Annotated in this window: 24 protein-coding genes; 12 read left to right on the plus strand and 12 right to left on the minus strand. The window is 72.2% G+C overall.

What is annotated here, in order from left to right; all coding sequences use genetic code 11:
* The first annotated feature begins 218 nt into the window (after positions 1-218).
* From ACIGYR_RS06540 to ACIGYR_RS06550, 3 genes are read left to right on the plus strand one after another with little or no spacing between them, the layout of a single operon-like run.
* Positions 219-1,436 (plus strand): lycopene cyclase family protein, encoded by a 1,218-nt coding sequence (locus ACIGYR_RS06540; RefSeq protein WP_399601891.1) that lies wholly within the window; start codon positions 219-221, stop codon positions 1,434-1,436.
* Complete coding sequence (locus tag ACIGYR_RS06545; protein WP_399601894.1) at positions 1,433-2,152, plus strand: class I SAM-dependent methyltransferase; 720 nt, start codon at positions 1,433-1,435, stop codon at positions 2,150-2,152. Before ACIGYR_RS06540 ends, ACIGYR_RS06545 begins: the two co-directional genes overlap by 4 nt.
* Positions 2,149-3,699 (plus strand): FAD-dependent oxidoreductase, encoded by a 1,551-nt coding sequence (locus tag ACIGYR_RS06550; RefSeq protein WP_399601895.1) that lies wholly within the window; start codon positions 2,149-2,151, stop codon positions 3,697-3,699. Before ACIGYR_RS06545 ends, ACIGYR_RS06550 begins: the two co-directional genes overlap by 4 nt.
* Positions 3,700-4,011: 312 nt before the next feature.
* Here ACIGYR_RS06550 and ACIGYR_RS06555 read toward each other — a convergent pair whose 3' ends face one another.
* Both ACIGYR_RS06555 and ACIGYR_RS06560 read right to left on the minus strand, forming a co-directional pair.
* A complete protein-coding gene (locus ACIGYR_RS06555) occupies positions 4,012-4,443 on the minus strand; it encodes a PRC-barrel domain-containing protein (protein ID WP_399601897.1) in 432 nt (143 codons plus the stop codon).
* On the minus strand, positions 4,440-5,042 hold the full coding sequence (locus ACIGYR_RS06560) for a PRC-barrel domain-containing protein (protein ID WP_399601900.1): 603 nt from the start codon (positions 5,040-5,042) through the stop codon (positions 4,440-4,442). The genes ACIGYR_RS06555 and ACIGYR_RS06560 overlap by 4 nt, the downstream gene beginning before the upstream one ends.
* A 411-nt stretch (positions 5,043-5,453) precedes the next feature.
* On the opposite strand from ACIGYR_RS06560, the gene ACIGYR_RS06565 reads away from it, so the two are divergent.
* From ACIGYR_RS06565 to ACIGYR_RS06580, 4 genes are all read left to right on the plus strand, one after another.
* Complete coding sequence (locus ACIGYR_RS06565; protein WP_399601902.1) at positions 5,454-5,948, plus strand: SRPBCC family protein; 495 nt, start codon at positions 5,454-5,456, stop codon at positions 5,946-5,948.
* Entirely contained in the window at positions 5,941-7,560 is a 1,620-nt protein-coding gene (locus ACIGYR_RS06570) for a phytoene desaturase family protein (protein WP_391837162.1), read from the plus strand. The genes ACIGYR_RS06565 and ACIGYR_RS06570 overlap by 8 nt, the downstream gene beginning before the upstream one ends.
* 221 nt (positions 7,561-7,781) lie before the next feature.
* Positions 7,782-8,663 (plus strand): SDR family oxidoreductase, encoded by an 882-nt coding sequence (locus tag ACIGYR_RS06575; RefSeq protein WP_399601905.1) that lies wholly within the window; start codon positions 7,782-7,784, stop codon positions 8,661-8,663.
* 85 nt (positions 8,664-8,748) lie between these two features.
* Complete coding sequence (locus tag ACIGYR_RS06580; protein WP_399602353.1) at positions 8,749-9,225, plus strand: MSMEG_6728 family protein; 477 nt, start codon at positions 8,749-8,751, stop codon at positions 9,223-9,225.
* Positions 9,226-9,272: 47 nt separating this feature from the next.
* Here the strand turns inward: ACIGYR_RS06580 and ACIGYR_RS06585 are convergent, their stop codons facing one another.
* Positions 9,273-10,523 (minus strand): NAD(P)/FAD-dependent oxidoreductase, encoded by a 1,251-nt coding sequence (locus ACIGYR_RS06585; protein WP_399601908.1) that lies wholly within the window; start codon positions 10,521-10,523, stop codon positions 9,273-9,275.
* A 145-nt stretch (positions 10,524-10,668) separates the two neighbouring features.
* Entirely contained in the window at positions 10,669-11,463 is a 795-nt protein-coding gene (locus ACIGYR_RS06590; RefSeq protein ID WP_399601911.1) for a beta-glucanase, read from the minus strand.
* Positions 11,464-11,754: 291 nt separating this feature from the next.
* Between ACIGYR_RS06590 and ACIGYR_RS06595 the strand changes: the two genes are divergently transcribed.
* Positions 11,755-12,615 (plus strand): oxygenase MpaB family protein, encoded by an 861-nt coding sequence (locus ACIGYR_RS06595; RefSeq protein WP_391837154.1) that lies wholly within the window; start codon positions 11,755-11,757, stop codon positions 12,613-12,615.
* Between the two features lie 51 nt (positions 12,616-12,666).
* Here ACIGYR_RS06595 and ACIGYR_RS06600 read toward each other — a convergent pair whose 3' ends face one another.
* Together ACIGYR_RS06600 and ACIGYR_RS06605 are read right to left on the minus strand one after the other, a co-directional pair.
* Positions 12,667-13,131: an ATP-binding protein gene (locus tag ACIGYR_RS06600; protein WP_391837152.1), complete on the minus strand. Its 465-nt coding sequence runs from the start codon at positions 13,129-13,131 to the stop codon at positions 12,667-12,669.
* A 158-nt stretch (positions 13,132-13,289) separates the two neighbouring features.
* Entirely contained in the window at positions 13,290-14,498 is a 1,209-nt protein-coding gene (locus tag ACIGYR_RS06605) for a phosphatidylserine/phosphatidylglycerophosphate/cardiolipin synthase family protein (protein ID WP_399601914.1), read from the minus strand.
* Between the two features lie 490 nt (positions 14,499-14,988).
* Between ACIGYR_RS06605 and ACIGYR_RS06610 the strand changes: the two genes are divergently transcribed.
* The 3 genes from ACIGYR_RS06610 to ACIGYR_RS06620 all read left to right on the plus strand — a co-directional run bounded on the left by ACIGYR_RS06610 (position 14,989) and on the right by ACIGYR_RS06620 (position 19,299).
* Entirely contained in the window at positions 14,989-16,563 is a 1,575-nt protein-coding gene (locus ACIGYR_RS06610) for an FMN-binding glutamate synthase family protein (protein ID WP_399601916.1), read from the plus strand.
* Between the two features lie 16 nt (positions 16,564-16,579).
* The gene (locus ACIGYR_RS06615; protein WP_391837148.1) at positions 16,580-18,343 is read left to right on the plus strand and encodes a thiamine pyrophosphate-dependent enzyme; all 1,764 of its coding nucleotides are present in this window, start codon (positions 16,580-16,582) and stop codon (positions 18,341-18,343) included.
* Positions 18,344-18,456: 113 nt separating this feature from the next.
* The gene (locus ACIGYR_RS06620) at positions 18,457-19,299 is read left to right on the plus strand and encodes an RNA polymerase sigma factor SigF (protein WP_399601919.1); all 843 of its coding nucleotides are present in this window, start codon (positions 18,457-18,459) and stop codon (positions 19,297-19,299) included.
* A 153-nt stretch (positions 19,300-19,452) separates the two neighbouring features.
* Here the strand turns inward: ACIGYR_RS06620 and ACIGYR_RS06625 are convergent, their stop codons facing one another.
* Complete coding sequence (locus ACIGYR_RS06625) at positions 19,453-19,884, minus strand: response regulator (RefSeq protein WP_399601922.1); 432 nt, start codon at positions 19,882-19,884, stop codon at positions 19,453-19,455.
* 3 nt (positions 19,885-19,887) lie between these two features.
* Positions 19,888-20,202: a hypothetical protein gene (locus ACIGYR_RS06630; protein WP_399601923.1), complete on the minus strand. Its 315-nt coding sequence runs from the start codon at positions 20,200-20,202 to the stop codon at positions 19,888-19,890.
* Positions 20,203-20,418: 216 nt separating this feature from the next.
* On the opposite strand from ACIGYR_RS06630, the gene ACIGYR_RS06635 reads away from it, so the two are divergent.
* Positions 20,419-21,630 carry a PP2C family protein-serine/threonine phosphatase gene (locus ACIGYR_RS06635; protein ID WP_399601926.1) on the plus strand — a complete coding sequence of 404 codons (1,212 nt, stop codon included), beginning with the start codon at positions 20,419-20,421 and terminating at the stop codon, positions 21,628-21,630.
* A gap of 49 nt (positions 21,631-21,679) precedes the next feature.
* On the opposite strand, the gene ACIGYR_RS06640 is transcribed toward ACIGYR_RS06635, so the two are convergent.
* The 4 genes from ACIGYR_RS06640 to ACIGYR_RS06655 all read right to left on the minus strand — a co-directional run bounded on the left by ACIGYR_RS06640 (position 21,680) and on the right by ACIGYR_RS06655 (position 24,990).
* On the minus strand, positions 21,680-23,089 hold the full coding sequence (locus ACIGYR_RS06640; protein ID WP_399601928.1) for an FAD-dependent oxidoreductase: 1,410 nt from the start codon (positions 23,087-23,089) through the stop codon (positions 21,680-21,682).
* Between the two features lie 27 nt (positions 23,090-23,116).
* Positions 23,117-24,289 (minus strand): polysaccharide pyruvyl transferase family protein, encoded by a 1,173-nt coding sequence (locus tag ACIGYR_RS06645; RefSeq protein WP_391837136.1) that lies wholly within the window; start codon positions 24,287-24,289, stop codon positions 23,117-23,119.
* Positions 24,290-24,434: 145 nt separating this feature from the next.
* Positions 24,435-24,608, minus strand: a complete 174-nt coding sequence (locus tag ACIGYR_RS06650) for a hypothetical protein (protein WP_399601932.1) — start codon at positions 24,606-24,608, stop codon at positions 24,435-24,437.
* 25 nt (positions 24,609-24,633) lie between these two features.
* Entirely contained in the window at positions 24,634-24,990 is a 357-nt protein-coding gene (locus tag ACIGYR_RS06655; protein WP_399601933.1) for a PRC-barrel domain-containing protein, read from the minus strand.
* Positions 24,991-25,049: the final 59 nt, after the last annotated feature.

Here is a 25,049-nt window from a genome sequence, read left to right on the forward strand (position 1 = left end):
TCGTCGTGAGCACACAGCGGTTCGTCACCACGTCTTCGGCCCGAGCGTCGGGCGTGGATGCGACGCCGGCCGAGTCTGTGAAGGTGTCTTCCACATCCCTCACCCGACAAGGCGGACACGGCCCGCATCCGAGTGACCCGCATCCGTTCGGGCACACGGGCGGGAATACGCGCAGGGTGCGGTGATGAGCACCGGACCGCGGGAGCAGCGGAGGAGCCGTGGTGTTCGAGGCGGAGGTGGCCGTCGTGGGCGGGGGAGCCGCAGGGCTGTCCCTGGCCCATCGTCTGGCCGGGCATGCGCGCGGGCTGCGGACGCCGTCCGTCGTGCTCGTGGACGCGCCGCCGGGCCCCCTGAGCCCACCGCGCCGCACCTGGTGCTTCTGGGAGCCGGGCCGCGGACGCTTCGACGCGGCGCTGACGGCGTCCTGGCGGCACCTGCGGGTACGGCCGCCCCGGGGCGTCCCGATCGAGGGCGACCTCTCGCCTCTGCGGTACAAGATGATCCGGTCCGACGACTTCGAGGATCTCATCCGGCGAGACCTGGCGCGCAGCCCGAACGTGCGGTGCGTGGAGGCCACCGTCGAGACGGTGGAGGACGTCGAGGGCGGCGCTCGCGTCAGGTTGCGGAACGCCGACGGCGAATCAGGGGTACTGAGCGCTCGCTGGGTGTTCGACTCACGGCCGCTCGGCAGCCTGCCCGCCGCCCGCACCACACTGCTCCAGCACTTCCACGGCTGGTTCGTCCGCAGCGTGCGGCCCGCCTTCGACCCCGGCACGGTCGACCTCATGGACTTCCGCACGCCCCAGCCGGCCGACGGTCTGTCCTTCGGGTACGTCCTGCCCACCGGACCCCATGAGGCACTTGTCGAGTACACGGAGTTCTCCGCGCGACCCCTCACCGACAGCGGCTACCAGGCGGCGGTACGGCACTACGTCCACGACGTCCTGCGCCTCGGCGACATCCGTGTCCTCGCCACCGAGACCGGCGTCATCCCGATGACGGATGCCCCGATCCCACGACAGGTCGGGGCCTCGGTGTTCCGTATCGGCGCCGCCGGCGGTGCCACCCGACCCGCCACCGGCTACACGTTCGCCGGCCTGCAACGCCAGACCCGGGCCGTCGCGGCCGCCCTGCGCCGGGGACACCGGCCGGCGCCGCCGGCCGCCCACTCCGCCCGGTCCCGGGCCATGGACGCCGTCCTGCTGCGGGCCCTCGCGAGCGGCCGGGTCGACGGCCCCGCGCTCTTCTGCCGGCTGTTCGACCAGGTACCCATGCCCCGGCTCCTGGGCTTCCTCGACGGCCGTACCCGGCTGCGCGAGGACCTCTCCATCGGCCTGCGCACCCCGATCGGTCCGATGCTCCGCTCGGCGTTCGAACTGCCGGGCCTGCCCCGCCGCCCCTTCGACTGGCCCCGCCCGCCCCTGGAGACCACATGACCCTGCTGCGCGACGACGACCTCACCGCCGCGTTCGACCACGCCGCCCGCAGCTACGACGCGCTGGTGGCCGCCAACCCCGGTTACCACGCCCAGCTCCGGCGCTCGGTGCGCCGGCTGGGGCTGCCCGGACACGGAGCGGGCCTGCGCCTGCTGGACCTCGGCTGCGGCACCGGCGCCTCGACGGCCGCGCTCCGGTCCGTTCTGCCGGCCGCGCACATCACCGCCGTCGACGCCTCCGCGGGCATGCTGCGGCGGGCCGCCGCGAAGCCCTGGGCCAGCGACGTGACCTTCGTACGGGCACCGGCGGAACGCCTGGCCGAGGCCGGGGTGAGGGGACCGTTCGACGCGGTCTTCGCCGGCTACCTCATGCGCAACGTGTCCGATCCCGACGCCGTCCTGGCCGCCGTGCGCGACCTGCTCGTGGCCGGCGGGCGGCTCGGCGTGCACGAGTACACCCTCAGCGGCCGCCGCGCCGACCGCCTGGTGTGGACCCTGGTGTGCCGCGGCCTCGTACAGCCGGCGGCGACCGTCCTCGGGGACGGCGGGCTGTACCGCCATCTGTGGCGCAGCGTCGTGGAGTTCGACACCGCCGGCCGCTTCGCCTCCCGCGTCCGGGCGGCGGGCTTCCAGGACGTCCGGACCCTGCCCCTGCCGGGCTGGCACACCGGCATCACCCACACGTTCGTCGCCCGCCGCGCGCAGGCCGTGCGATGACCGGATCCGGGCACCCGAACGGAGCCCGTCACGGCCGGGACCGGCGGGCCCGCCGGCTGCCGGGCCCGCCCGGAAAGCGGCGCGTCGACGGCGACCGTCCCACGACCGCCGTCGTCGGCGGCGGCATCGCCGGTCTCGCCGCTGCCACGGCGCTCGCCGAACGCGGAGTGGCCGTGACGCTGTACGAGCGTCAGCCGTACCTCGGCGGTCGCGCCGGAGGCTGGCCGACCACCCTGCGGGACGGCACCCCGGTGACCATGAGCCGCGGCTTCCACGCCTTCTTCCGTCAGTACTACAACCTGCGCGGACTGCTCCGCCGTACCGACCCCGGCCTGCGACGGCTGACCGGCCTGCCCGACTACCCGCTGCTGCACGCGAGCGGGCTGCGGGACAGCTTCCGGCACGTCCCGCGCACCCCGCCGTGGAGCGCCTTCGGCTTCGCCGCCCTCAGCCCTTCCTTCACCGTGCGGGACCTGCGCGCCGTGAACCCGGCCGCGGCCCTGCCCCTGCTGGACGTCCGCGTCCCCGAGATCTACGACCGGCTCGACCGCACCAGCGCCCACGACTTCCTGAACGCCGTCCGCTTTCCCGAGCGGGCCCGCCATCTCGCGTTCGAGGTGTTCTCGCGCAGCTTCTTCGCCGATCCCCGGCAACTCTCCGCGGCGGAGATGGCGCTCATGTTCCACATCTACTTCCTGGGCAGCGCGGAGGGCCTGCTGTTCGACGTGCCGACCGCGCCGTTCCCCGCCGCCCTGTGGGACCCCCTGGCCGGATACCTGCGGCGGCACGGCGCCGAGGTGCGCACCGCCACGTCCGTCGCACACATCACGCCGGCAGGGAACGGATACCGGGTCACGACGGACGGGGGCGAGCGGCACCACGACGGTGTCGTCCTGGCCCTGGACACCGCGGGCCTGCGACGGGTGGTGTCCCGCTCGGAACTGGGCGACGCCCCGTGGCGCGAGCGCATCGCACGGCTGCGCAACGCCCCCGCGTTCCTGGTGACCCGGCTGTGGCTGGACCGGCCCGTGACTCCGGGACGGCCCGGGTTCCTGGGCACGGGCGGGTTCACGACCCTGGACAACATCAGTGTGCTGGAACGCTGGGAGGACGAGGCCGCGCACTGGTCCGCGCGCACCGGGGGATCGGTGGTGGAACTGCATGCCTACGCCGTCCCGGCCGGAGCGGCCCGGGACGTCGAGGAGAAGCGCCTGATCGAGCAGATGCGCAGCGCCTGGCCCGAGACACGCGCGGCCACGATCGTCGACGCCCGCCATGAATGGCGCGAGGACTGCCCCCTGTTCCCGGTGGGCGGCTACCGCGACCGGCCGACCGTCCGCACTTCGGACCCATGTCTCGTGGTGGCCGGTGACCTGGTCCGCACCGGCCTGCCCGTGGCGCTGATGGAGCGGGCCGCGACGACCGGTTTCCTGGCCGCCAACGCCCTGCTGGAGCGATGGGGGCTGCGGGGGGTGACCCTGTGGACGGTGCCGGACCGCGGCCGGAACGCCGTACTGCGTGCACTGGCCAGGTGGGGAGCGGAGTGAGCCCTCGGTGACTCCCGGCCCGCCGTGCACCCGGCCCGCACTCCGGCCCCCCGCGCGTTCACCCGCGCTGCGCACGGTCGATCACCCGCGGGATCCGCCGCGCTCCGCACAGCCGGCCACCAGGCGGGAACCGTCGCGCTCGGCACAGGCGGCCACGGACGGATCCGCCGCGCTCCGCACATGCGATCACCCCGCGGGATCCGCCGCGCTCCGCACAGCCGGCCACCGGGCGGTTCAGCCGATGGCGCGCACCGGCGCGTCGGGCCACTCGGTGCGCCACTCGCTGCGCCGCATGGACGGCCATCAGGCGGTTCAGCCACGCTCGGCGTGGACGACCACCGCGTAGGAGCCGAGGCCGATGAGGCGGTCTCCCGCGATGTCTCCGAGCGCGGTGTACAGGGTGATGACCTTGCCCGACACGGGGTCGAAGGCGACGTCCCGCACGGTCCCGTGCTCGACGCCGTGCTCGGTCAGAACCCGGCTCCCGACGGCTCCGCGGTGCTCCGGCGCGTCATCCGGTACCGACTCGGCGGCGTCCCGCGAGCGCACGATCACCGCGTCGTGCCCCACCGCCTCCACCGCGCCCCAGCCGAGGACCGCTCGGTTCTTCGGCGCTCCCGCCAGGCGCAGACAGGCGACGCTCCTGGTACGGACGTCGATCGTCAGGTCGTCCACCGTGCCCAGGGTCGCCGCCTCCTCGGCGGTGATCACCGGCAGGCCCCTGGTCCGCGTGAAGAGCATCATGCGACGCCTCCTTCGCGTGCGGGGGAGTCCGCGTGCGGTTCGGCGACGCCCGCCCGGAATGCCTCCACCTGGGCGCCGAAGCTGGGCAGCTCCTCGGCGACGAAGTGGCGTGCCTGCGCGGGTACCACCATGGCCTCGCCGGAGACGGCCAGCGTCTGCCCGCGCGGAATGAAGATCTTGCGACGTCCGCTGTGGAGGTGATCGTCGGCGGTGATCTCGAAGCCGACGACGTCCCCGCTGGTGCCGGCCTCGACCACCACATCGCGCACGGTGCCGATCTCGGTGCCCTGGTCGGTGATGACCGGCGCACCGATCACCGGGCCGCGTCCGGCCGCGTCGGACCCCAGGACCGCGTCCCGGCCGTCGAGGACCGCCTGACTCGGGATCATCACGGCGGCGGGCCCGAGAGCGTGTACGGCCGAGAATGGCAGACTCCGCTTGAGCGGTCCGGCCAGCAGCCCCCGGCCGCTGAGGGTGAAGCCGGTGATCCGGCCGGCCCGGGAGTCGAAGACGGTGTCCTTGATCCGCGCCACCGCGTCGCCGCCGAGGGTCACGACCTCACGCCCGGTCAGGTCCGAAGCGAGCATCAGGGTGATCACCACAGATCTCCCCGCCCGGACCGACGACCTCCGCGCACCGCGATCACCGTCCCGGCACGGCGTTTCGCCTGTACCGACAGCGCCGCCGTGACCACCAGTCCGATCACCGCGAGCAACAGGACCAACCAGCCCCACCACACCATTGCCGACCTCCTCCGTGGCCGTGTCTGCCTGTCCAGGCGTCCCTGTCCTCCGGTTGCCCGCAGGGCCGCCGGGGCACGCCTGGACGGCCGAGACGCTTCGGCCGCCGATCGGGGGTGGGTGGGGCCGAGGCGGGGGGCGCGGATCGGGCGTGGGTGGGGCCGAGGCGGGTGGGCGCCGACCGGGGTGGGTGGGGGGCGAGACGGTTCGGCCGCCGCACTCCTGGGCACTCGGTGACGCCCATGACCAGCTGTTGACCCGGAGGCGTGCATGGCTGTTCGGCATCGTGTGATCAAGGCCGACCCCGCCGCGGTCTGGGAGGTACTCGCGGACGGCCACCGGTACGCGGAATGGGTGGTCGGCACCGGTGAGTCCCGGCCGAAGCGAGGTCAGTGGCCGCAGAAGGACGCGACCCTCGAGTACGAGATCAGACTGGGGCCGTTCCGGCTCGGCAACGAGACCGTCGTACGGCACTGCCGCGAGGGCCACCTCCTGGAACTGGAGATCATCGCGGGCCCCCTCGGCACGGCCCGATTCTCGATCGAGCTGCGCGAGTGGGGTGACCACTGCCTGATCATCGCCGACGAGCATCCACTGCGGGGGCCCGGAGCGGTCGTGCACAACGTCGCCGTCGAGGCGCTGATCCAGGTGCGCCACCGCTCCATGCTCGCCCGGCTCGCCCGGTGCTGCGAGGACGCCCCGACCAGGCGCCCGCAGCCGTCCGTGCGGCAGGCATCCGGCGCCGAGGGGACCGGCCGTGCCTGATGCCGTGGTGATCGGGGCGGGACCCAATGGGCTGGTGGCCGCCAACCTGCTGGCGGACGCGGGGTGGAGCGTCCAGGTACTCGAAGAGCAGCCGGACCCCGGCGGTGCGGTCCGTCATGACCGAGAAGTCCACCCCGACTTCGTCAACGATCTCTGCAGCTCCTTCTACCCCCTGGCCGCGGCATCCCCCGTACTCTCCGCGCTCCGCCTGGAGGACCACGGGCTGCGCTGGAGCCACGCGCCGCACGTGCTCGCCCATCCGCTCAGTGACGGCCGGTGTGCCGTGCTGGACCGGCGGATCGACACGACGGCCGCCTCCGTCGAGACGTTCGCACCCGGCGACGGTGCGGCCTGGCGGCGGCTGTTCGAGCTGTGGCGGACGTTGCACCCGGATCTGTTGAACGCCCTGTTCACCCCGTTCCCGCCGGTCCGGTCGTCCGCGCGACTGCTGTGGTCCCTGCGGGCAGCGGGTGGTCTGCGCGTCGCCCGGTCGCTCGTCCTGCCGGTGCGTCGACTGGGGGAGGAGGAGTTCCGCGGCGAGGGCGGCAAGCTGCTGCTGGCCGGCAACGCCCTGCACGCCGATCTCGCCCCCGAAGCGGCGGGCAGCGGCGGCTTCGGCTGGCTGATGTCGATGCTCGGGCAGACGTACGGCTTCCCGGTGCCGGTCGGCGGTGCCGGGGCCCTGACCGAAGCGCTGATCAGGCGGCTGCGCCAACGGGGTGGAGAGGTCCGCTGTGGAGAACGGGTGCAGCGCGTCGTCATCCGGGACCGCCGGGCCGTAGCGGTGCGCACCGACGCCGGGGAGACGGTGGCCGCTCGCCGGGCCGTCCTCGCCGACGTGGCCGTGCCCGTCCTCTACCGGGATCTCGTCGGCCGCGAGCACCTGCCCGCACAGTTGCTGGAGGATCTGCGGCGTTTCCAGTGGGACTTCGCCACCTTCAAGGTGGACTGGGCCCTCGACGGGCCGGTGCCGTGGCAGGCCGCGGAGGCCCGCCGCGCCGGGACGGTTCACCTGGCCGACGGCCTGGACGAGCTGACCCGCTTCGCGGCGCAGATCGCCATGCACCAGGTTCCCGACCGGCCCTTCCTGCTCTTCGGCCAGATGACCCTGGCGGACCCCTCGCGTTCCCCGGCGGGCACCGAGTCCGCCTGGGCGTACACCCACGTCCCGCGTGACATCCGGGCGGACGCCGGCGGCGAGGGGATCAGCGGCGACTGGGGTCCGGCGGACCAGGAGCGCATGGCGGACCGGGTGGAACGCCAGGTGGAGCGGTTCGCCCCGGGTTTCCGCTCCCTCGTCCGCGCCCGGCGCGTCCTCGCGCCGCCCACTCTCCAGGCACTCGACGCCAACCTTTCCGACGGCGCCATCAACGGCGGCACGGCCGCCCTCCACCAGCAGCTCGTCTTCCGCCCCGTACCCGGCGCCGGGCGTCCGGAGACCCCTGTCAAGGGTCTCTTCCTCGCCTCGGCCGGAGCCCACCCCGGCGGCGGGGTGCACGGTGCCCCCGGCGCCAACGCTGCCCGAGCCGCGCTGCGCGCTCACCGGGCCGTCCCTCTGGCCGGCGCCCAGCGGCTCCTCGCCCGCCGGGACCGCACCGGCCGGAAACGCTGACGGGAGCGCGCCGACGGAAACGCTGAGGGGACCGCACCGGACGGAAACGCTGCGCTGACAGGAGCGCGCCGACGGGAATGCCGACAGGAGCGCGCCGGACGGGAACGCCGGGCGGACATCCGGCCGACGGCGCATCCGGTCGCCCGGAGGGACAGGAAGAGATACACGGAGGGACGGACAGACGGGACAGACGGACAGGTGACAGCGATCAGGGAGGCGCCGTGCGAAGCAGTCCTCTGACGAACCGGACTGTCGTGGTGACGGGTGCCGCGCGCGGCGTGGGAGCCGCGCTCGCGTGCGAAGTCGCCCGGCGAGGAGCGCGGCCCGTCCTGCTCGGGCACGAGAAGGACCGGCTGGACGCGCTGGCCGCACGGCTGCCCGCACAGGCACTCGCCATCGAGGCGGACGTGACCGACCTGCCGGCCCTGGAGCGGGCCGCGCGCGAGGTGAGAGACCGCCTCGGGCCACCCTCCGTCGTGATCGCCAACGCCGGTGTCGCGGCGGGCGGCCCGCTCACCGACACGGACCCGGCCGAGTGGCGCCGGGTCATCGACGTCAACCTCACCGGCAGCGCCCAGACCGCACGGGTCTTCCTGCCGGACCTGCGGGCCACGGCCGGGTACTACCTCCAGATCGCCTCACTCGCGTCCTTCGGCGCCGCTCCGATGATGAGCGCCTACTGCGCTTCCAAGGCGGGCGTGGAAGCCTTCGCGCACGCGCTGCGCGCCGAGGTCGCCCCGCACGGCGTCGCCGTCGGTATCGCCTACCTGAACTGGACCGACACCGACATGGTGCGCGACGCCGACCGGTACCCCGTGCTGCGCGAACTGCGCGGCCACATGCCCGGGCCCGCCCGCCGGGTGTACGGCGCCGAGGAGGTGGCCGCCCGGATCGTGCGCGGCCTGGAACACCGGCGGACAGCCGTGTACGCACCGCCCTGGCTGCGGCTGGTGCAACCGGTGCGTGCCGCCCTGCCGCCGGTCGTGCTGCGCGTCGCCCGCCGGCACCTGCTCCGGCTGGAGGCCGAGGACCCACTGACACCGACCGGACTGCTCGGCGCCGGAGGCGAGGCCGACCACGCCGCGGCGCGGCACGCCCTCTGAGCCGGCGGAGAAGCAACCTCACGGCCTGCGGGACAGGCACCCGGACATGAAGCCCCCCTCCACGCACCCACCCCAGGACGGCGCCATGCAGACCTTCCTGCCCGACTCCGACTTCCGGCGCTCCGCGCTGCTTCTGGACCGTCGACGCCTGGGCAAGCAGCGGGTCGAGGCGCTCCAGGTTTTGCGTGGCCTGACCGTCCCCGGATACGGCTGGCGCAGGCATCCCGCCGTGCGCATGTGGAGCGGATACGAGGAGGCCCTGGTCCGGTACGGGCTGGAGATCTGCCGGGTGTGGCGGGAGCGGGGACACCAGGACAGCTGTGCCGCGTCACTGATCGCCGGATACGCGGCCGACCGCCCGGGCGCCTCCGTGCGCGACCAGCCCGCGCTCGCCGAGGCCGGGGAACTGCCGCCGTGGCTCGGTGACGAGGCGTTCCATCGCAGCCACCGGTCCGCGCTCGTCCGCAAGGACCGGGAGACCTACGCGGACGTGTTCCCGGACGTCCCGGACGACCTGCCCTACGTGTGGCCGTCGTCCGACCGGGCGGGGGCCACCGCGTGAACGCTCACGGCGTGAACTCCTCCTCCAGGCTGTCCATCGCCCGACGGTCACGCCGCCGACAGGTCCGCCGCCACCTCCCGGGCCGCCCGCGCCCCCGACGCCAGCGCCCCCTGCACCGATCCCGTCGCCCGGTGGTCGCCGCACACGTACCGCCCCGCCGCCCAGCGGGTGCGGCGACTGAGCGGCAGCCCCGGCTCCATCGCGGGCAGCGCCTCGGCGACCGTACGCGCGGTCAGCAGTTCCCAGCCCGCGGTGTCGGTGTCGTAGCACTCGGCCAGAGCGTCCCGCACCGTCCGCTCCCGTCCCGCGGCGTCTTCGTCCAGCACGGAGGTCGCCACCAGCGCGTACCCCCGGGGCGCATGACCGGGGTGCACCTCGGTCAGCACACAGCTGTTCGCGAAACGGCGTCGCACGTCCGTCAACAAGGTCGGCTCCCGCAGCGGGGAGCGGGCCGCGAGGTGGTAGTAGGTGGTGACGGTGCGGTACGGCGGACGGGGCAGGCCGGGCAGCAGCCCGGCCGCCGCCGCGGGACTCGACGCCACGACCACGGCGCGTGCCGCCACTTCACGTCCTCCGTCGACGACGACACCGTCGTCCGTGAGAGCCGTCACGGACGACTCCAGAGCGAGCGTGCCGGGCGGCAGTCCGGAGGCCAGCTGCTCCGGCACGGCCGCCACGCCCCCGGCGGGCAGGCAGATCGTGCCGCGCGCCATGCTTCGCCAGACCAGGTGGAAGAACCGGCTGGAGGTCGCCAGGTCCTCCTCCAGGAACACCCCGGACAGGAACGGGCGGAAGAAGCGTTCGACGAAGCCCTCGCTGAACCCGGCCGCGGACAGGGCGCGCCGAGTGGACGTGTCCCGCGACCGCCGGACCAGCGCGGCGGGGGCGAGCATGTCCCAGCCGGTGACCGCGGCCAGCGCCGTCAGGTCACGCGGGCCGGCCACACCGCCCACCAGCCCGCGCAGCGCCTGCCGGGGCGCCCGCGTCGGATCGGCGAACCGCAGCCGCCCGCGGCCGGTGTGCACCAGGAAGCCGGGTGTGAAGGGGCGCAGCCGCAGCTCCTGGAGCGTCAGCCGCCGGCGCACCTGGGGGTAGGCCGTGTTGAAGACCTGGAATCCACGGTCCACCACACAGCCCTCCACCCGGTCGGTCCGCATGCGCCCGCCGACCCTGTCCTGGGCCTCCAGCACGCTTACCCGAAGCCCCCTCGCCCGCAGATCCCGGGCACAGGCCAGCCCCGCCAGTCCGGCGCCCACGACTACGACGTCACACCGCTCCGTGTCCCGCCTGCTGCTCACGTCGCTCCTCCTCGCGGCCTCGCGCCCCACGACGGGACGCTCATGCAACGTTTCCCGCCCAGGACCGGCACCGGATGCGGCAGGGGACCGGATGACGGCCGGAAAGTAGCTGTTCGGGTCACTGCCGGGGGAGCGCCCCCGGGGCCTACGAGCCCGCCGGCTGCTCCTCCCCGCCTTGTTCCGCGGTCGCCGTCCCCGGGCTGTGGGCGGCCGCCGCGCCGTGCGGTGCGCCGCCCGTGGAGGGGCGCCGTACCACCAGGCTGCTCACCTCGAAGGTCATCTCGGTCGTCTCGGAGGGGGGCGCCGGGTGGTAACGCCCGGCGCAGACGGAGAGGTTGACGATGAGGTAGGCGTGCCAGGCGCGGCCCACGCCTCGCCGGTCGGCGAAGACCGGCGTGCCGTTGAGCCACCAGACCACCGAGCGGGACCCGAACTCGGTGCGCAGGTCCACCCAGGCACCTGGCTGGACGGCGTCGTCGTGGAGACAGCGGTTCGCGCCGTGTACGTGGTTGGTGAACTCCAGTACGTTCGCGTTGTCGGGGTGATACTCGAAAACGTCGATCTCCTGGTCGCCGTCGCGCCAGGTCCAGATGGCCGGCCAGGCGCCGGTCTCCCGGGGCAGCCGCACGCGGGCCTCCAGCACGTCCCCCGCCCGGACGGTGAAGCCCTCCTCGCTGTCCTCCGTGGTCAGCAGGCCGGTGTCCCACCTGCCGTCCGGTCGGCGCGTGGCGCGGAACGTGCCCGATCGGCTGTAGTGGGGGTCGCTCACCAGGTAGTCCAGTTTGTCGTCGCCGGGATTGACCGGGCCGCCTCCGGGATAGGCCCAGGAGCGACCCGCGACCCACTGTGTCGTGGAGGTGAAGTCGGCGGTGAACACGAGGTCGGACGAGGGTGGGTCGCGCGGGGCCGGTAACGGGCCGCGCGATTCCGGTTCGTTCACGTCCCATGTCTGACCTGCGGTGGCCCGGTCATGCGTCCGGGCGCCCCGGGGGCGACGAAATTGCTCCGTCCGGGTGAACGACGCCGACTCCGTACCGCGCGGAGGGGCGAACGGCTTTCCCCGCACGGGCCACTTCGCGCGGCGCGGAACGGCGACGACTTCCCCGCATGGACCACTCCGTGCCGCGCGAAAGGGGCGACGACGCCCCGCACCCGCCGTGGGTGCCGCAGGCGGAAGTCGTCACGGACGCGGACCCATGACGGACACTGAACGGGGGAACGGGAGGCGGCGATGTTCATGGACGTGCGCGAGCACCTGGGCAGGGCACTGTTCCGGCGGGTGGCGGGTCCCGACGGGCCGGTCAGCCGCGCCCGCATCCACCAGACCCCGGGCCCGCGCTGGTTCGGCCCCGACCGCCCGATCCGGACGGTCCACGGCGACGCCTCGATGTTCATCGGCGGGATCAGCGCCCTGCTGTTGCAGTCGCTGCACCCGCTCGCCATGGCCGCCGTGGCCGCCCACTCCGGCTATCGGGGCGACCCCTGGGGCCGGCTCCAGCGCACCAGCACCTTCCTGGCGGTGACGACCTACGGCACCGCCGAGGACGCCCAGCGCGCCGTCGACCACGTCCGCGGCGTCCATGAACGGATCCGCGGCACGACCGGCCAGGGGCTCGCCTATCACGCGGCCGATCCGCATCTGCTCGGCTGGGTGCACGCCGCCGAGACGGACTGCTTCCTGCGCGCTCACGAGCGCTACGGCGCCCACCCGGCGGACGCCGCCGGCTACGACGGCTACGTCGCCGACACCGCCCGGGTGGCCGAGGCACTGGGGGTCGTCGACCCGCCTCGTGACCGCCGTGCCCTGACCGAGCGCCTCGCCGCCTACCGCCCCGAACTGCGGGTCACTCCCGAGAGCCGTGCCGCCGCACGCTTCCTGCTGCTGCGGCCTCCGCTGCCGCTCGCGGCGCGGCCGTTCTACGCCGGGCTGGCCGCGAACGCGGTGGCGCTGCTTCCTCCGTGGGCCCGGAACATGCTGTGGCTGCCCCGGCTCCCCTTGGTCGAGGACATCGCCGTACGCCCCACGGGGCAGGTGCTGACCAGGACCATCCGCTGGGCGATGATGCCACCGCCGCGGTCGCGCACGGACTGAGCACGGACTGATCGCCGACGGCTCCGGGGCGGCCGCTTCGCCCTGCCCCGGCTAAAGCGTGGTCCTGTGCAGGCCCAGTTCCGCGATGACGTGTTTGCCCTGGCCGAGCAGGACGGTCTGGAACCGGTCGCAGAGCCGGCTGATCAAGTGCAGGCCGTGGCCTCCTATGCGGTGCGGATTGCGGGCCATCGGCCGCGGTGGCCTCGGTGAGCTGTCGCGGACGGTGATCCGCAGCAGGGCGGGATCCGATGTGAGTTCCAGGAGCAGCCCCCCGGGGCCGGGGGCGTGGCGCAGGGCGTTGGTGACGAGTTCGCTGACGACGAGCTGGGCGTCCTGGCTGGGCCGGCGGTCGGGAGGGTGTCCTGCCTGAGCGAGCAGGGTGCGTACGGCGTGCCGGGCGTCCGTGATGGACGTCCCATGAGTGTCCCAGACGGCGCCATAGCGCCACGTCGCGGTCTGGTCCTGCTCATCCGTCGCCTGATTCCTAAGCGGGATGACCATGATCTTCCTGTGCATCGGTGCGTTGTCGAGTACAGGTTGTTGCTGTCGGACTTCCGCCGTCTACCCGCTGTACCCCTTCTTAAGGAATGATGACGGTCACGGCCCGGCAGCGGTTCCCTCGGGCGACCGGGAGGGCGTCCGGTCCCGATGCGACGAGGACCCCCACCAGCAGGTCACAGGAAACGTCGGACCGGGACGACGACGGCCTCCTTGGCGCGCTGGGCGAGCGCCCGCCGCCTCCATCGCGCGGGATCGATGTCCACGCTGCGCTCCAGGTCCGCTTCGTAGTCGCGGTCGAGCGCGGCGGTGAACGTCTCGTCCAGGACGGCCAGCATGACCTCCTCGTCGTGGTCCATGGACCGGCGATTGAAATTGGTGGACCCGATGAGGGACGCGACCGAGTCCACGGTGATGATCTTGGCGTGCATCATGGTCGGCTGGAACTGGCGGATGTGCACGCCCGCCTCCAGCAGGCGTGTGTAGTGGTGCTGACCGGCGAGCTGGCAGGCGCGCTGGTCGGTGTGCGGACCGGGCAGCAGGATCTCGACGCGCACACCGCGCCGGGCGGTCCGGCACAGCAGATCGATGAAGTAGGTGTCGGGAGCGAAATAGGCGGTGGCGAGACGGAACCGCTCCTCCGCGGACGTGAGCATGACGCGGATGAGTGTCTGCATGTCCTGCCAGCCGATGCTGGCGGATCCGCGTACGACCTGCACGATCGCCGAGCCGGCCTGAGGGTGCTCGGTGAAACGGTCACGGTCGTCGAAGAGCTCGTCGTGGCATTCGGCCCAGTTCTGCGCGAACGCGGCTGCGATGCCGTCCACGGCCGGACCGCGGACCTGAACGTGTGTGTCGCGCCATTCGCCGGGACCGCGGGCGTCGCCGGACCACTCCTGCGCGATGCCGACGCCGCCGGTGAAGGCGGTGTGCTCGTCGACGACGAGGGCCTTGCGGTGGCAGCGGTGGTTCTGTTTGAACGGCGACAGCCAGACGGGTCTGCGGAACCAGGCCACCTGCACACCGCAGGTGTCCATCAGGTCCAGCAGGTCCCCTTCGATCTCCTTGGCCCCGAAGCCGTCGAGCAGCAGGCGCACGCGCACCCCGGCGCGGGCGCGGTCGGCGAGGGCGACGGCGAAGTCCCGGGCGATCTGGCCACGCCAGTACACGAACGTCATCATGTCGATCGTGTGCCGCGCCGAGCGGATCGCCGCGAGCATCGCGGGGAAGATCTCGTTGCCGTTGCGCAGCGGCACGAGATCGTTTCCTTCGGTGGCGGCCACACCGATCAGTCGCTCCAGTCGGCGGCGCAGGCGCTGTTTGCGGGCTGCTGCGTCCGGCGCGCTGCCAGGGACAGCGGGTGCGGATATGCCGTCGAGGACCACGCCGGATCTCCTCCTGAACACGAAGACGAGTCACGGGCCCGCCCTGGCCGGGTGAGCCCGCACAAGCACGTGCCCTGCCGCCACCGCCGCATTCCCCGCGTCCGCCCGGCCCCGGCCGCGGGGCGCGCCACGGCGGTGACCGCCGCCGGAGCCTGGATCTCGGCTCCACCTACCGGGACATCACCTGGATCGACCAGCGGCAGTCCGGAGACAATCCGGGGCGGATCCTTTCGATGCTCCAGGACTTCGCCGACCGGCATGCGAACCGGCGCCCGTCCACGTGCACGAACCGGTCTGGCGCGGACGCATTCCCGCAGGACGCGACCTTCCTGTGGTGGCGCGGCGCGCGGCGTGGTGTGGTCCGTCGAGCCGAACCTCCGTCCGCAGCCGCGCGACCACGACTGCACTGAGACGTTCGTCACACTGTCCACCGTGAGGAATCCGGCGAGAGAGTCGACTGCCGGGGCATGCGAGCGGCATGGACAGACGCATGGCAATCGTCACCCTGACCCTGGTCGCCGGCATGGCGGCGGTCGTGGCCGCGGTCGGAATGTCGGCTTCGTGGTGGTTCGCCGCCGTACCGCTCACGCTGCTGGGACTGCTGGGTGCACGGGACCTGCTCCAGCGCCGGCACTCGGTGCTGCGGAACTACCCCGTCCTGGGGCACGCGCGTTTCCTGCTCGAGCGGATCCGCCCCGAGTTGCAGCAGTACTTCATCGAGCGGAACTACGACGGCCGGCCTTTCGACCGGGACATACGCGACATCGTCTACGAGCGGGCGAAGGGAACCGACGCCGAGCAGCCGTACGGCACGGAACGGGACGTGTACGAGCCGGGCTACGAGTACCTGGTTCCGTCGATGGCTCCGTGTCCGGTGCCGACCACACCCCCGCGGGTACGGATCGGCGGCCCCGACTGCGGCCGGCCCTACGACATGGCGCTGCTCAACGTGTCGGCGATGAGTTTCGGGTCGCTGTCGGCCAACGCCGTGCTCGCTCTCAACGGAGGGGCCGCCGCCGGGGGTTTCGCCCACGACACCGGTGAAGGCGGCCTGTCGGAGTACCATCTGCGGCCGGGTGGTGACCTGATCTGGGAGATAGGCACCGGATACTTCGGCTGCCGCACCGAGGACGGCGACTTCGATCCCGGCGAGTTCGCGCAGAAGGCAGCGCACGACCACGTCAAGTGCGTGTCCCTGAAGCTGTCGCAGGGAGCCAAGCCGGGGATCGGCGGGGTGCTGCCGGGACCGAAGGTCAATGCCGAGATCGCACGGGTACGGGACGTGCCCCAAGGGCGGACGGTGATCTCACCGCCGTACCACCGGGCCTTCTCCACACCGCGTGAACTCGTGCGCTTCATCGCACGCATGCGGGAACTGGCCGGTGGCAAGCCGACCGGCTTCAAGCTCTGCGTGGGCTCGCGCCGGCAGTTCCTCGCCGTCTGCAAGGCCATGCTGGAAGAGGGCACGGCTCCCGACTTCATCGTCGTGGACGGCGCCGAGGGCGGAACCGGCGCGGCGCCCCTGGAATTCGCCGACCATGTGGGCGCTCCCCTCACCGAGGGCCTGCTCACCGTGCACAACGCCCTCGTCGGCACGGGTCTGCGCGACCGGATCAGGATCGGGGCGAGCGGTAAGATCGCCACCGGCACCGATCTGGTGAAGCGCCTGGTGCAGGGCGCCGACTACGGCAACGCCGCACGGGCCATGATGTTCGCCGTCGGCTGCATCCAGGCGCAGCGATGCCACACCAACACCTGCCCCACCGGCGTCACGACGCAGGACCCGCGGCGCGCCCGCGCCCTGGACGTCCGCGACAAGACACCGCGGGTACAGCGCTTCCAGGAAGCGACCGTGGCGAGCGCGTTGCAGCTCATGGCATCCATGGGCGTCACCGATCCCGCCGAGCTGCGCCCCCACATGCTGCGGCGACGCATCGACCCCTACACCGAACGCTCCTACGAGGAGCTGTACGAGTGGCTGGAACCAGGGCGTCTGCTCGCCGAGCCGCCCAGCACCTGGGCGGCCGACTGGAAGGCCGCCGACCCTGACCGTTTCACCGTCTGATCCCAGGAGGACTCAAGTGGCCCGAACCGTTGCCCGCGTCATCGTGGACGCACTGAGCGAACTCGGCGTGCGCCAGGTGTTCGGCGTCGTGGGAGACGCGCTCAATCCCTTGACGGACGCCATCCGCACCACGGAGGGCCTGGAGTGGGTGGGATGCCGGCACGAGGAGGCGGCGGCGTTCGCCGCGAGTGCCCAGTCGCAGCTCACGGACACCCTCGGCGTCTGCATGGGCACGGTCGGGCCCGGTTCCGTCCACTTGCTCAACGGCCTGTACGACGCCGCCAAGAGCCACGCCCCGGTCCTGGCCATCGCCGGCCAGGTGCCCCTCGCCGAACTCGGCAGCGACTACTTCCAGGAGGTCGACAACGACGCCCTCTTCAGCGACGTGGCCGTCTTCCGGGCGACCATCACCTCACCCGACCAGCTGCCGCAGATGCTGGAGACGGCGGTGCGCAACGCTCTGGGCCGCAGGGGCGTGGCCGTCCTGACCGTGCCGGGCGACCTCGGTGAACGCGAGGTGAGCGCGGACCGCCCCGGCAGGTTCTCCCTGCACGCCCCGGTGAGCCGGCCGGACGAGGCGGCCGTACGGCAGGCCGCCGAACTCCTCGACGCCGCCGAACGGGTCACGCTGCTGGTGGGACGGGGCGCCCGTGCCGCTCGCGAGGACGTCCTGGCCCTGGCCGACCGGCTGGCCGCTCCCATGGTTCTCACCCTGAAGGCCAAGGAAGGCTTCGAGGGCGAGGCCAACCCGTTCCAGGTCGGCCAGACCGGGCTGATCGGCAATCCGGCCGCCGCGTCGGCCCTCCAGGACGCGGACACGTTGCTGCTCCTGGGGACCGACTTCCCCTACCGGGACTGGTATCCGGAGGGCAAGACCGTCATCCAGGTGGACAGCGAGGCCACCCACATCGGGCGGCGGGTGCCTGTCGACCTCGGTCTCGTCGGCGACACGGGCGCGACCGTTCGTGACCTCCTCTCCCACCTTGCCGCGCCTCCCGCCGACGCGGAGGGCGCCCGGGACCGCTCGCACCTGGAGAAGGCGCGCGAGCGGTTCGACCGGTGGCGCGAGGGACAGGCACGGCTCGCTGATCCGGCCCATGACAAGGGACTGATGGGGCGTATCCGCTCCTCGCTGGACAACCGCGCCCATGACATCCGCCCGGAGGCGCTGGCGGCCGTGGTGGACCGGCTGGCCGCCGACGACGCTGTCTTCACCTCCGACACCGGCATGGCGACGGTGTGGCTCTCACGGTTCGTGGAGATGCGCGGCGAGAGGCGGCTGATCGGTTCCTACAACCTGGGTTCGATGGCCAACGCGATGCCGCAGGCGTTGGGTGCCCAGTGCCTGGACCGTGAGCGTCAGGTCGTGGCCTTCTGCGGGGACGGCGGGCTCGGCATGCTGCTCGGTGACCTGATGACACTGAAGACGTATCGGCTCCCGGTGAAGCTGATCGTCTTCGACAACCGCCGGCTGGGCATGGTCAAACTCGAACAGGAGCAGGCGGGGCTTCCGGAGTTCGGCACGGTCCTGGACAACCCCGACTTCGCCGCCGTGGCCACGGCCCTGGGGATGACCGGAATCCGCGTCACCGACCCGACCGAACTGGAGAAAGCGGTTCGCCGTGCCCTCGACACCCCCGGGCCGGTACTGCTCGACGTGCTCACCAACCCGGACGAGGTCGCGGTCCCGGCCAAGCCGACCGTCGAGCAGGGATGGGGATTCGCTGTCGCCAAGGTCAAGGAGGTCGTCCGCAGTCTCGGCGAGGACGACGCACGCTGACACGGTCCGCCGAGCGTTCGCGATGCCCAGGCATGCACGCCGTGAGCCGGGGTAGGCGGCTGGTCGTCGGACAATGAGCCGGCGGGGGCGAGGATCGAGCGGGAGGGCGCATCATGGCGACGACAACCGTGCAGAGCACCGGGCAGACCGTGGACGTGCCGGAGGTGGCGGACCCGGCCAAGGTGACGCCGAAGGACGCACGGGAGTTGTCGAAGCTGTTCTTCGACCAGCTGGCGGTACTGGAAGAGGGAACGCCCGAGTTCCAGTACGCGCGCAACACGCTGATCGAGATGAACATGTCCCTGGTCCGTTACGCGGCCGGCCGGTTCCGCAGCCGTGGGCCGGAGGAGATGGAGGACATCGTCCAGGTCGGCATGATCGGCCTCATCAAGGCCATCGACCGGTTCGAACTCTCCCGCGAGGTGGAGTTCACCTCCTTCGCCGTCCCCTACATCGTCGGCGAGATCAAGCGGTTCTTCCGTGACACCTCCTGGGCCGTGCACGTCCCGCGCCGTCTTCAGGAGGCCCGCGTCCAGTTGGCCCGGGCCAACGAGGAACTGCGCAGCCGGCTGGGCCGTAGGCCGACCACGGGCGAACTGGCCGAGCTGATGTCCCTCCCCGAGGACGAGGTGGTCGAGGCCCAACTGGCCTCCAACGGCTACAAGTCCGCCTCCCTGGACGCGGCGATCAGCGGCAGCGAGGACGGCGAGGCCGCGCTCCAGGACTTCATCGGCAACGAGGACGCGGCCCTGGAACTGGTCGAGGACTTCCACGCACTCGCACCGCTGATCGCCGAACTCGACGAACGCGAACGCAAGATCATTCACTGGCGGTTCGTGGAGGAGCTGACGCAGGCCCAGATCGGCGAACGCCTCGGCGTCTCCCAGATGCACGTCTCCCGCCTGATCTCGCGCCTCCTGGGCCGCCTTCGCGAGGGCATGCTCAGCACCCACTGAACCTCCGGGTACGAGAAACCGACCGACCCGCGTGTCCCGCCTCCGGCCGCTGCGCCGGCGACACGTCCCCGGTAACGCCGCGCCCCGCGCCTCCGCCTTCTTCGGCGAGAGGCGCGGGGCGCGGCGTTGCCCTACTCCTTCGGGGGCGTTGCCCTACTCCTTCGGGGGCTTGACGGCGACGTCCAGGTAGAAGGCGTCGATGCTGCGGACCGCCGCTTCGAACTCCTCGAGGTTCACCGGCTTGGTGACGTAGGCGTTGGCGTGGTGCCGGTACGCGCCGGTGACGTCGTCGGGAGCGGCGGACGTCGTCAGCACGACGACCGGAATGGTCCGCAGATCGGCGTCCTCCTTGACCACGGCCAGGAACTCGCGGCCGTTCATGCGCGGCATGTTGAGATCGAGGACGATCAGGTCCGGGCGCTCGTTGTCCGGGTTGCGCAGGTACTCCAGGGCCTCGACGCCGTCGGAGACCCGGGTGAGATGACGCGCACCCCGTTCGGTGAGGGCGTCCTGGATGAGCATCGCGTCGGCGACGTCGTCCTCGACCAGCAGCACGTCGTAGGGGCGGGTTGCGGCGGCAGCCATGATTCACGAGCTCCGGTATGTGGGGCGATGGTTCGGACGGGGGGTGCTGTTGGTGATGAGCCCGGGCCAGCGGCGCCGGGCTCCTTGGCGGCTCATGCGCATTGCCTGGCCGATCTCGGGGTAGCCCGCGCCACCGTCGGCCGCGGCCCGGGCCGCCTGATCCTCCAGGTGCCGCAGCGCCTCTTTGACGCCGGTGAGGATCCGCAGCCGCACCAGGGCCTGTCGGCGGGCATGGTCGAGCGTGTCGCGGTGTTCCGGCGGCGACGGCAGGGTGTCGGGTGCCAGACGCCGGGCGAGCTCGTCCACTACCTGAGTCACCAGCGCGATCGTCTCTCCGGACGGCTGGGGCGGCGAAACTGAACCAGGCATGGCACCAGACTAAGGCGTTGATCTCGTCGAGGACAACGTGTGTTGTCCGGCCGTGGGTACAGTGTGGTTGCCGAACGACAATCGTGGTCCGATCGCCGAGGGAGACATGCGCACCGCCATGAAGACCGAGCCGTGCGATGCCGGCGGCGTGAAAGAGCCGCAACCGTGACCGGAAGGCCCGAGCGACCCGGAGACGGGTTCCGCATCCTCCTGGTGGAGGACGACGACGGCGACGCCCTCCTCGTCGAGGAACTCCTCCACGACACCGGTCTCCCGCACACCCTCGCGCGCTGCCACACGGCCGCGGACGCGCGTGCGGCACTGGCGTCGGCAGTCCTCGACTGTGTTCTGCTGGACCTGCACCTGCCCGACGCGTCCGGCGTGGAGACGGTCCAGGCGATCCAGGCGGACACCCAGGCCGCCATCATCGTCCTGACCGGCTTGGACGAACCCCGTGCGGGAGTCGACGCCCTCGCCGCCGGCGCCCAGGACTACCTCGTCAAGGGCAAGGTCGATCCCGACCTGATGCAGCGCGCCGTCCGCTACGCCGTCCAGCGAAAGCAGGCCGAACGCGCCAACGCCGCCCTGCAGATCGGGCGGCTGCGCGCCGCGGAGAACGCACGCCTGGAGCGCGGGCTGCTGCCTGAGCCCCTGCTCTCGTCGACGGGTGTCACCGCCTCCAGCCGCTACTTCCCGGGGCGGGCGCAGGCCCTGCTCGGAGGTGACTTCCTGGATGTCGTGCAGACCGACGACGGGCAGGTGCACGCCGTCATCGGAGACGTCAGCGGCCACGGCCCCGACGCGGCCGCGCTCGGCGTCTGCCTCCGCATCGCCTGGCGCGCCCTGACCCTCGGCGGCCACCGCGACCAGCAGTTGCTGCACCTCCTGGAACAGATCCACATCGCCGAGCGCGCCGACCACGACCTGTTCACCACCTGCACCCTGATCAGGCTGGATCCGCACGCGGCCACCGCCACCGTGCACCTGGCCGGCCACCACGAACCGCTCCTCATCACCGACGAGGGCGCTCAGGAGATCACCGCGGCCCACGGCATCGCCCTCGGCATCGCGCCCGGACTGGGCAAGTGGTCCGCCACCACGCTTTCGCTGCCCGCCCGCGGCGCGCTCGTCGCCTACACCGACGGCCTCGTCGAGGGCTTCGCCGACAGCACCGGCGCCCGGCTCGGCGTCGACGGCCTGCTGCGCATCATCGACGCGATCCACACGCCCGACCCCGGCGCCCACCTCGATCAGCTCATCGCCCGGACCCGCGCCCTCAACGCCGAGCGGCACACCGACGACCTCGCCGTCCTGCGTCTCGACTGGAACACCGGCACCCCCGAGCAGGCGGCGGACGCCTGGCGCACCGCACCATGAGCAGGGGTGTGAGCCGCGTTGTCACACATCCTCGACAGCGTGGGCGGCGTCAGGGCAGGTTCGCGCCCTGTGCGCGCAGTTCCCGCTGGACCGCGCTCACCGGTACGTCGCGGGGCTGCCGGCCCCGCGTCGCCGCCAGGGCCGCGCAGACGCCCGCCGCCTGTCCGGTGGCCATGGAGATCGGCATGACGCGGTAGGAGGAGTGGGCCACGTGGTCCCCGGAGATACAGCGCCCCGCGACCAGTACCCGGTCCAGGCCCCGGGGCAGGAGACAGCGCAGCGGGATGTCGTAGGACTCTCCGCGCGGCAGCCGTCTGAGCGTGGTGCCGCGACCGCTCGGGTTGTGGATGTCGACCGGGTAGGCACCGCGGGCCACGGCGTCGTCGAACTTATGGGCCGCGAGGACGTCTTCGCCCGTCAGCTGGTAGTCGCCCGTGATCCGGCGGGTCTCCCGGACGCCGACCTGGACGCCGCTCTGGACGACGTAGGAGTCCGCGAAACCCGGCACGCGGTCGCGCAGGAAACGGGCGATCTGCGCCATCTGGTGGTGAGCCGTGAATTCGGCGCGGGTGAGGTCCCAGACGCTCGTGCCGAGGACCTCGGTGACACGCGTGGAATTGACCGCGACCTCTCCGGCGTTCGGGGTGGCGAAGAACAGCATGTCCTCCCGGGGCAGGTCCAGTTCTCCGGCGTCGGTCGCGGCCCGGACCAGGTCCCACAGCCCGTGCACGCCCCTCCACTGGTCGGGGTGGGCGCGGGTGTAGCCGGTGAACTCCTCGTGATCGAAGCGGACCATGCGGAACATCAGCGTCATGGGCTGTGTCCAGCCGTCCTCCGGCCGGCCGATCTCGTACGCGGCCCCCGCCGCCGCGGCGATGTCGCCGTCCCCCGTGCAGTCGACGATCACGTCCGCGTCCAGCACGAGGGGGCCCGACTTGGTCTCGAACACCGCACGCGCCCGGTCCGGCATGCTCAGGACGTCGGAGGCGAAGGCGTGCAGGAGCGTGCGCACCTCGTGGCTCTCCAGCAGCTCGTACGCCACCAGCTTGAAGAGTTCCGCGTCGAAGGGCACGGTGTAGCCGGTCTCCAGTGACGGCCGGATCGCCGCTCCGGCGCGCACGAGCTGGTCGAGCAGCACCCACAGCACCCCGCCGACCACTGGCTCGCCCTCGCCGTGGTCGGGCGGCAGCAGACGCGTGGTGTCCCCGGCCACGGCCTGCCTGACCTCGTTGTGAAAGCTCATCAGAGGCATCACCAGCGCCGCGGTGGCGTTGCCGCCGAGGAAGCCGTAGCGCTCGACGAGGACCACCTCGGCGCCCGCGTTGGCCGCACCGAGCGCCGCGCCGATACCGGCCGGTCCACCACCGATCACCAGCACCTGGGTGGATCCCGCGTGCAGCGCCCGGCGTGGTGGCAGCTCCACCTCGCGCGGGACACGGGGCGCTCTCAGACAGGACACGGTCACTCCCCTCGGCGGCGGGCGGCTTCAGCCCGCGGTGGAGGCGGGCACCGGCGTGCCGCGGTGGACGACGTCGAGCGCGGCGGTGCCGTCCAGGTAGGTGAGGAGCAGCTCGGCGGTCCGGGCCGCCCGCAGCCGCATCGACGCCGTGCGCTCGGCGGCGGCGGAGGCGCGGGTGTGCCGCTCGTCCCACAGGCGGTCCACCTCCGCCAGCAGCAGTCCCGCCGTCTCCCTGACCACACCACGCAGCGCGGGCGCGCCGATCCGCTGGGCGAAGTCGAAGACCTTCCCCGCGTACGGCAGGGGCAGCAGGGGGATCCCGGCGAGTGCGGCGAAGATCAGGAAGTGCAGCCGCATGCCGACGGCGAGGTCCAGTTCCCTGACGATGTCGAGGACCTCCTGCGGCCCGTGGTCGCCGTGCAGCACCGTGCAGCGGTCCGCTTCCGCCATCCGGGACGCGACGGAGTGCGCGTGCCGGATGTCGCCGCGTTCCATGGAGACGAAGACGACATGAGCGTCCAGGCGGTGGACGAGGAAGTCGCCCACGCTCGCGAGAAGCTGGTGGTATCCCTCTTCGTCGAGGTGTTCGGCCGCGCGTCCGGGCTCCCGCACGCTCATTCCCACCAGGCGCACGCCGCGTGGCACGGCCTCCGCTCGCAGCAGCGCTGCACCGCGGTCGCCGGGTTCCAGCAGCAGCGCCGGATCGGCGGTGACGGAGATCGGCCGGGTGAGTCCGGCCTCTTCGAGCACGAGCTTCGACTCCTCGTCACGCACCGTCACCGCGACCGCGTCGGAGAGCACCGTTCGCACCCACGCGCAGTCCGTCTCGTCGGTGAGCGGCCCGGCCCCCACGGCATACGTGAACAGGGGCACGCCCAGATTCTGGGCGGTGCGGGCCATCCGCAGGTACCGGCGGGCCTCGGTGTCGTAGAGGATCCCGCCACCCCCGAGCACCAGTACGCTCAGCCGCCGCAGATGCTCGGAGACGTCCTCCCGGCAGACGCCCTCCCAGGCGACGACCTCGACATCCGGATGGACCGAACGGGTGTGCCCGGGATCGCGGGAGAAGACCACGAAGCGGGCGTCCGGCCGGCCGGCCCGGATCCGGTCCAGCAGGGCGGTGAGGATCGCCTCGTCTCCCACGTTCCGTCCCCCGTAGGAGCCCAGTACGCCTACGGTCACACTGTCGGTGCCGTCCATGACCGCTCCCTCGTGGCTTCAGCCGGAAGTGCTCCCAGGGCTACGGAGCTGGAAGGTGGGCGTGTGCCCCGCGCCCGTCATGGGCGTTTCCGTACCAGCTTGCAGTCTCCCGGCGTGAACACGCGACCCCGGCGTCGAGCCCCGGTCAGCGGGCGATGCGGTGCTTGCGCCCGCCCCGGCGGAAGCGCGTCGCGCCGAAGACGAAAGCGGCCAGGAGCACGACGGCGCCGATGACCAGCAGATAGAACAGGCCATGGACGGCGAATCCGATGATGCCCAGGACGAGGGCCACGAGGATCAGCAACAGGAACACGGTCATCGGATCTCCCGGGGGCTCGGGTGGGTCAGCGGCGGGCCAGGCGTCGCTCGCCGCCGGTGCCCGGTGTGTAGGGCAGTTCGTAGTGGGCGAAGACGGCCGGCTCCTCGGCGGCGGGCAGTTCGCCGTCGGTGTCGATCGATGGTGCCTTCTTCACCCGGTCCTTCGTCTGGGCGACCTTCAGGTAGCCCGGACCGACCGTCGCCCCGGCAAGGGGCACGAACGCCAGGCGGCGACGCGTGGGCAGACCCACGGTCACCGTGGCGAAGACGGGCTGGTCGCTTCCGGTGTCCACGTAGACCGACTCCAGAACGCCGATCTTGTGTCCGTCCGCGTCGACCACGTCATGACTCCGCCATTCGCGGATGTCGGATGCCTCGAACATCAGAACCTCCTGTGCAGGGGGTACCCGCTGACGGGCCGGAGATGTTCGCCGACGGCGCC

This window comes from Streptomyces sp. NPDC053076, from assembly GCF_044546845.1.
Taxonomy (GTDB): Bacteria; Actinomycetota; Actinomycetes; order Streptomycetales; family Streptomycetaceae; genus Streptomyces.

What these genes read in the sequence shown, in the direction of transcription:
- ACIGYR_RS06620 (WP_399601919.1), top strand. Translation starts at nt 18,457, where the DNA reads ATGGCGACGACAACCGTGCAGAGCACCGGGCAGACCGTGGACGTGCCG.
- ACIGYR_RS06655 (WP_399601933.1), bottom strand. Translation starts at nt 24,990, where the DNA reads ATGTTCGAGGCATCCGACATCCGCGAATGGCGGAGTCATGACGTGGTC.
- ACIGYR_RS06600 (WP_391837152.1), bottom strand. Translation starts at nt 13,131, where the DNA reads ATGCACAGGAAGATCATGGTCATCCCGCTTAGGAATCAGGCGACGGAT.
- ACIGYR_RS06545 (WP_399601894.1), top strand. Translation starts at nt 1,433, where the DNA reads ATGACCCTGCTGCGCGACGACGACCTCACCGCCGCGTTCGACCACGCC.
- ACIGYR_RS06625 (WP_399601922.1), bottom strand. Translation starts at nt 19,884, where the DNA reads ATGGCTGCCGCCGCAACCCGCCCCTACGACGTGCTGCTGGTCGAGGAC.
- ACIGYR_RS06555 (WP_399601897.1), bottom strand. Translation starts at nt 4,443, where the DNA reads ATGATGCTCTTCACGCGGACCAGGGGCCTGCCGGTGATCACCGCCGAG.
- ACIGYR_RS06610 (WP_399601916.1), top strand. Translation starts at nt 14,989, where the DNA reads ATGGCAATCGTCACCCTGACCCTGGTCGCCGGCATGGCGGCGGTCGTG.
- ACIGYR_RS06645 (WP_391837136.1), bottom strand. Translation starts at nt 24,289, where the DNA reads ATGGACGGCACCGACAGTGTGACCGTAGGCGTACTGGGCTCCTACGGG.
- ACIGYR_RS06565 (WP_399601902.1), top strand. Translation starts at nt 5,454, where the DNA reads ATGGCTGTTCGGCATCGTGTGATCAAGGCCGACCCCGCCGCGGTCTGG.
- ACIGYR_RS06550 (WP_399601895.1), top strand. Translation starts at nt 2,149, where the DNA reads ATGACCGGATCCGGGCACCCGAACGGAGCCCGTCACGGCCGGGACCGG.
- ACIGYR_RS06580 (WP_399602353.1), top strand. Translation starts at nt 8,749, where the DNA reads ATGCAGACCTTCCTGCCCGACTCCGACTTCCGGCGCTCCGCGCTGCTT.
- ACIGYR_RS06650 (WP_399601932.1), bottom strand. Translation starts at nt 24,608, where the DNA reads ATGACCGTGTTCCTGTTGCTGATCCTCGTGGCCCTCGTCCTGGGCATC.
- ACIGYR_RS06595 (WP_391837154.1), top strand. Translation starts at nt 11,755, where the DNA reads ATGTTCATGGACGTGCGCGAGCACCTGGGCAGGGCACTGTTCCGGCGG.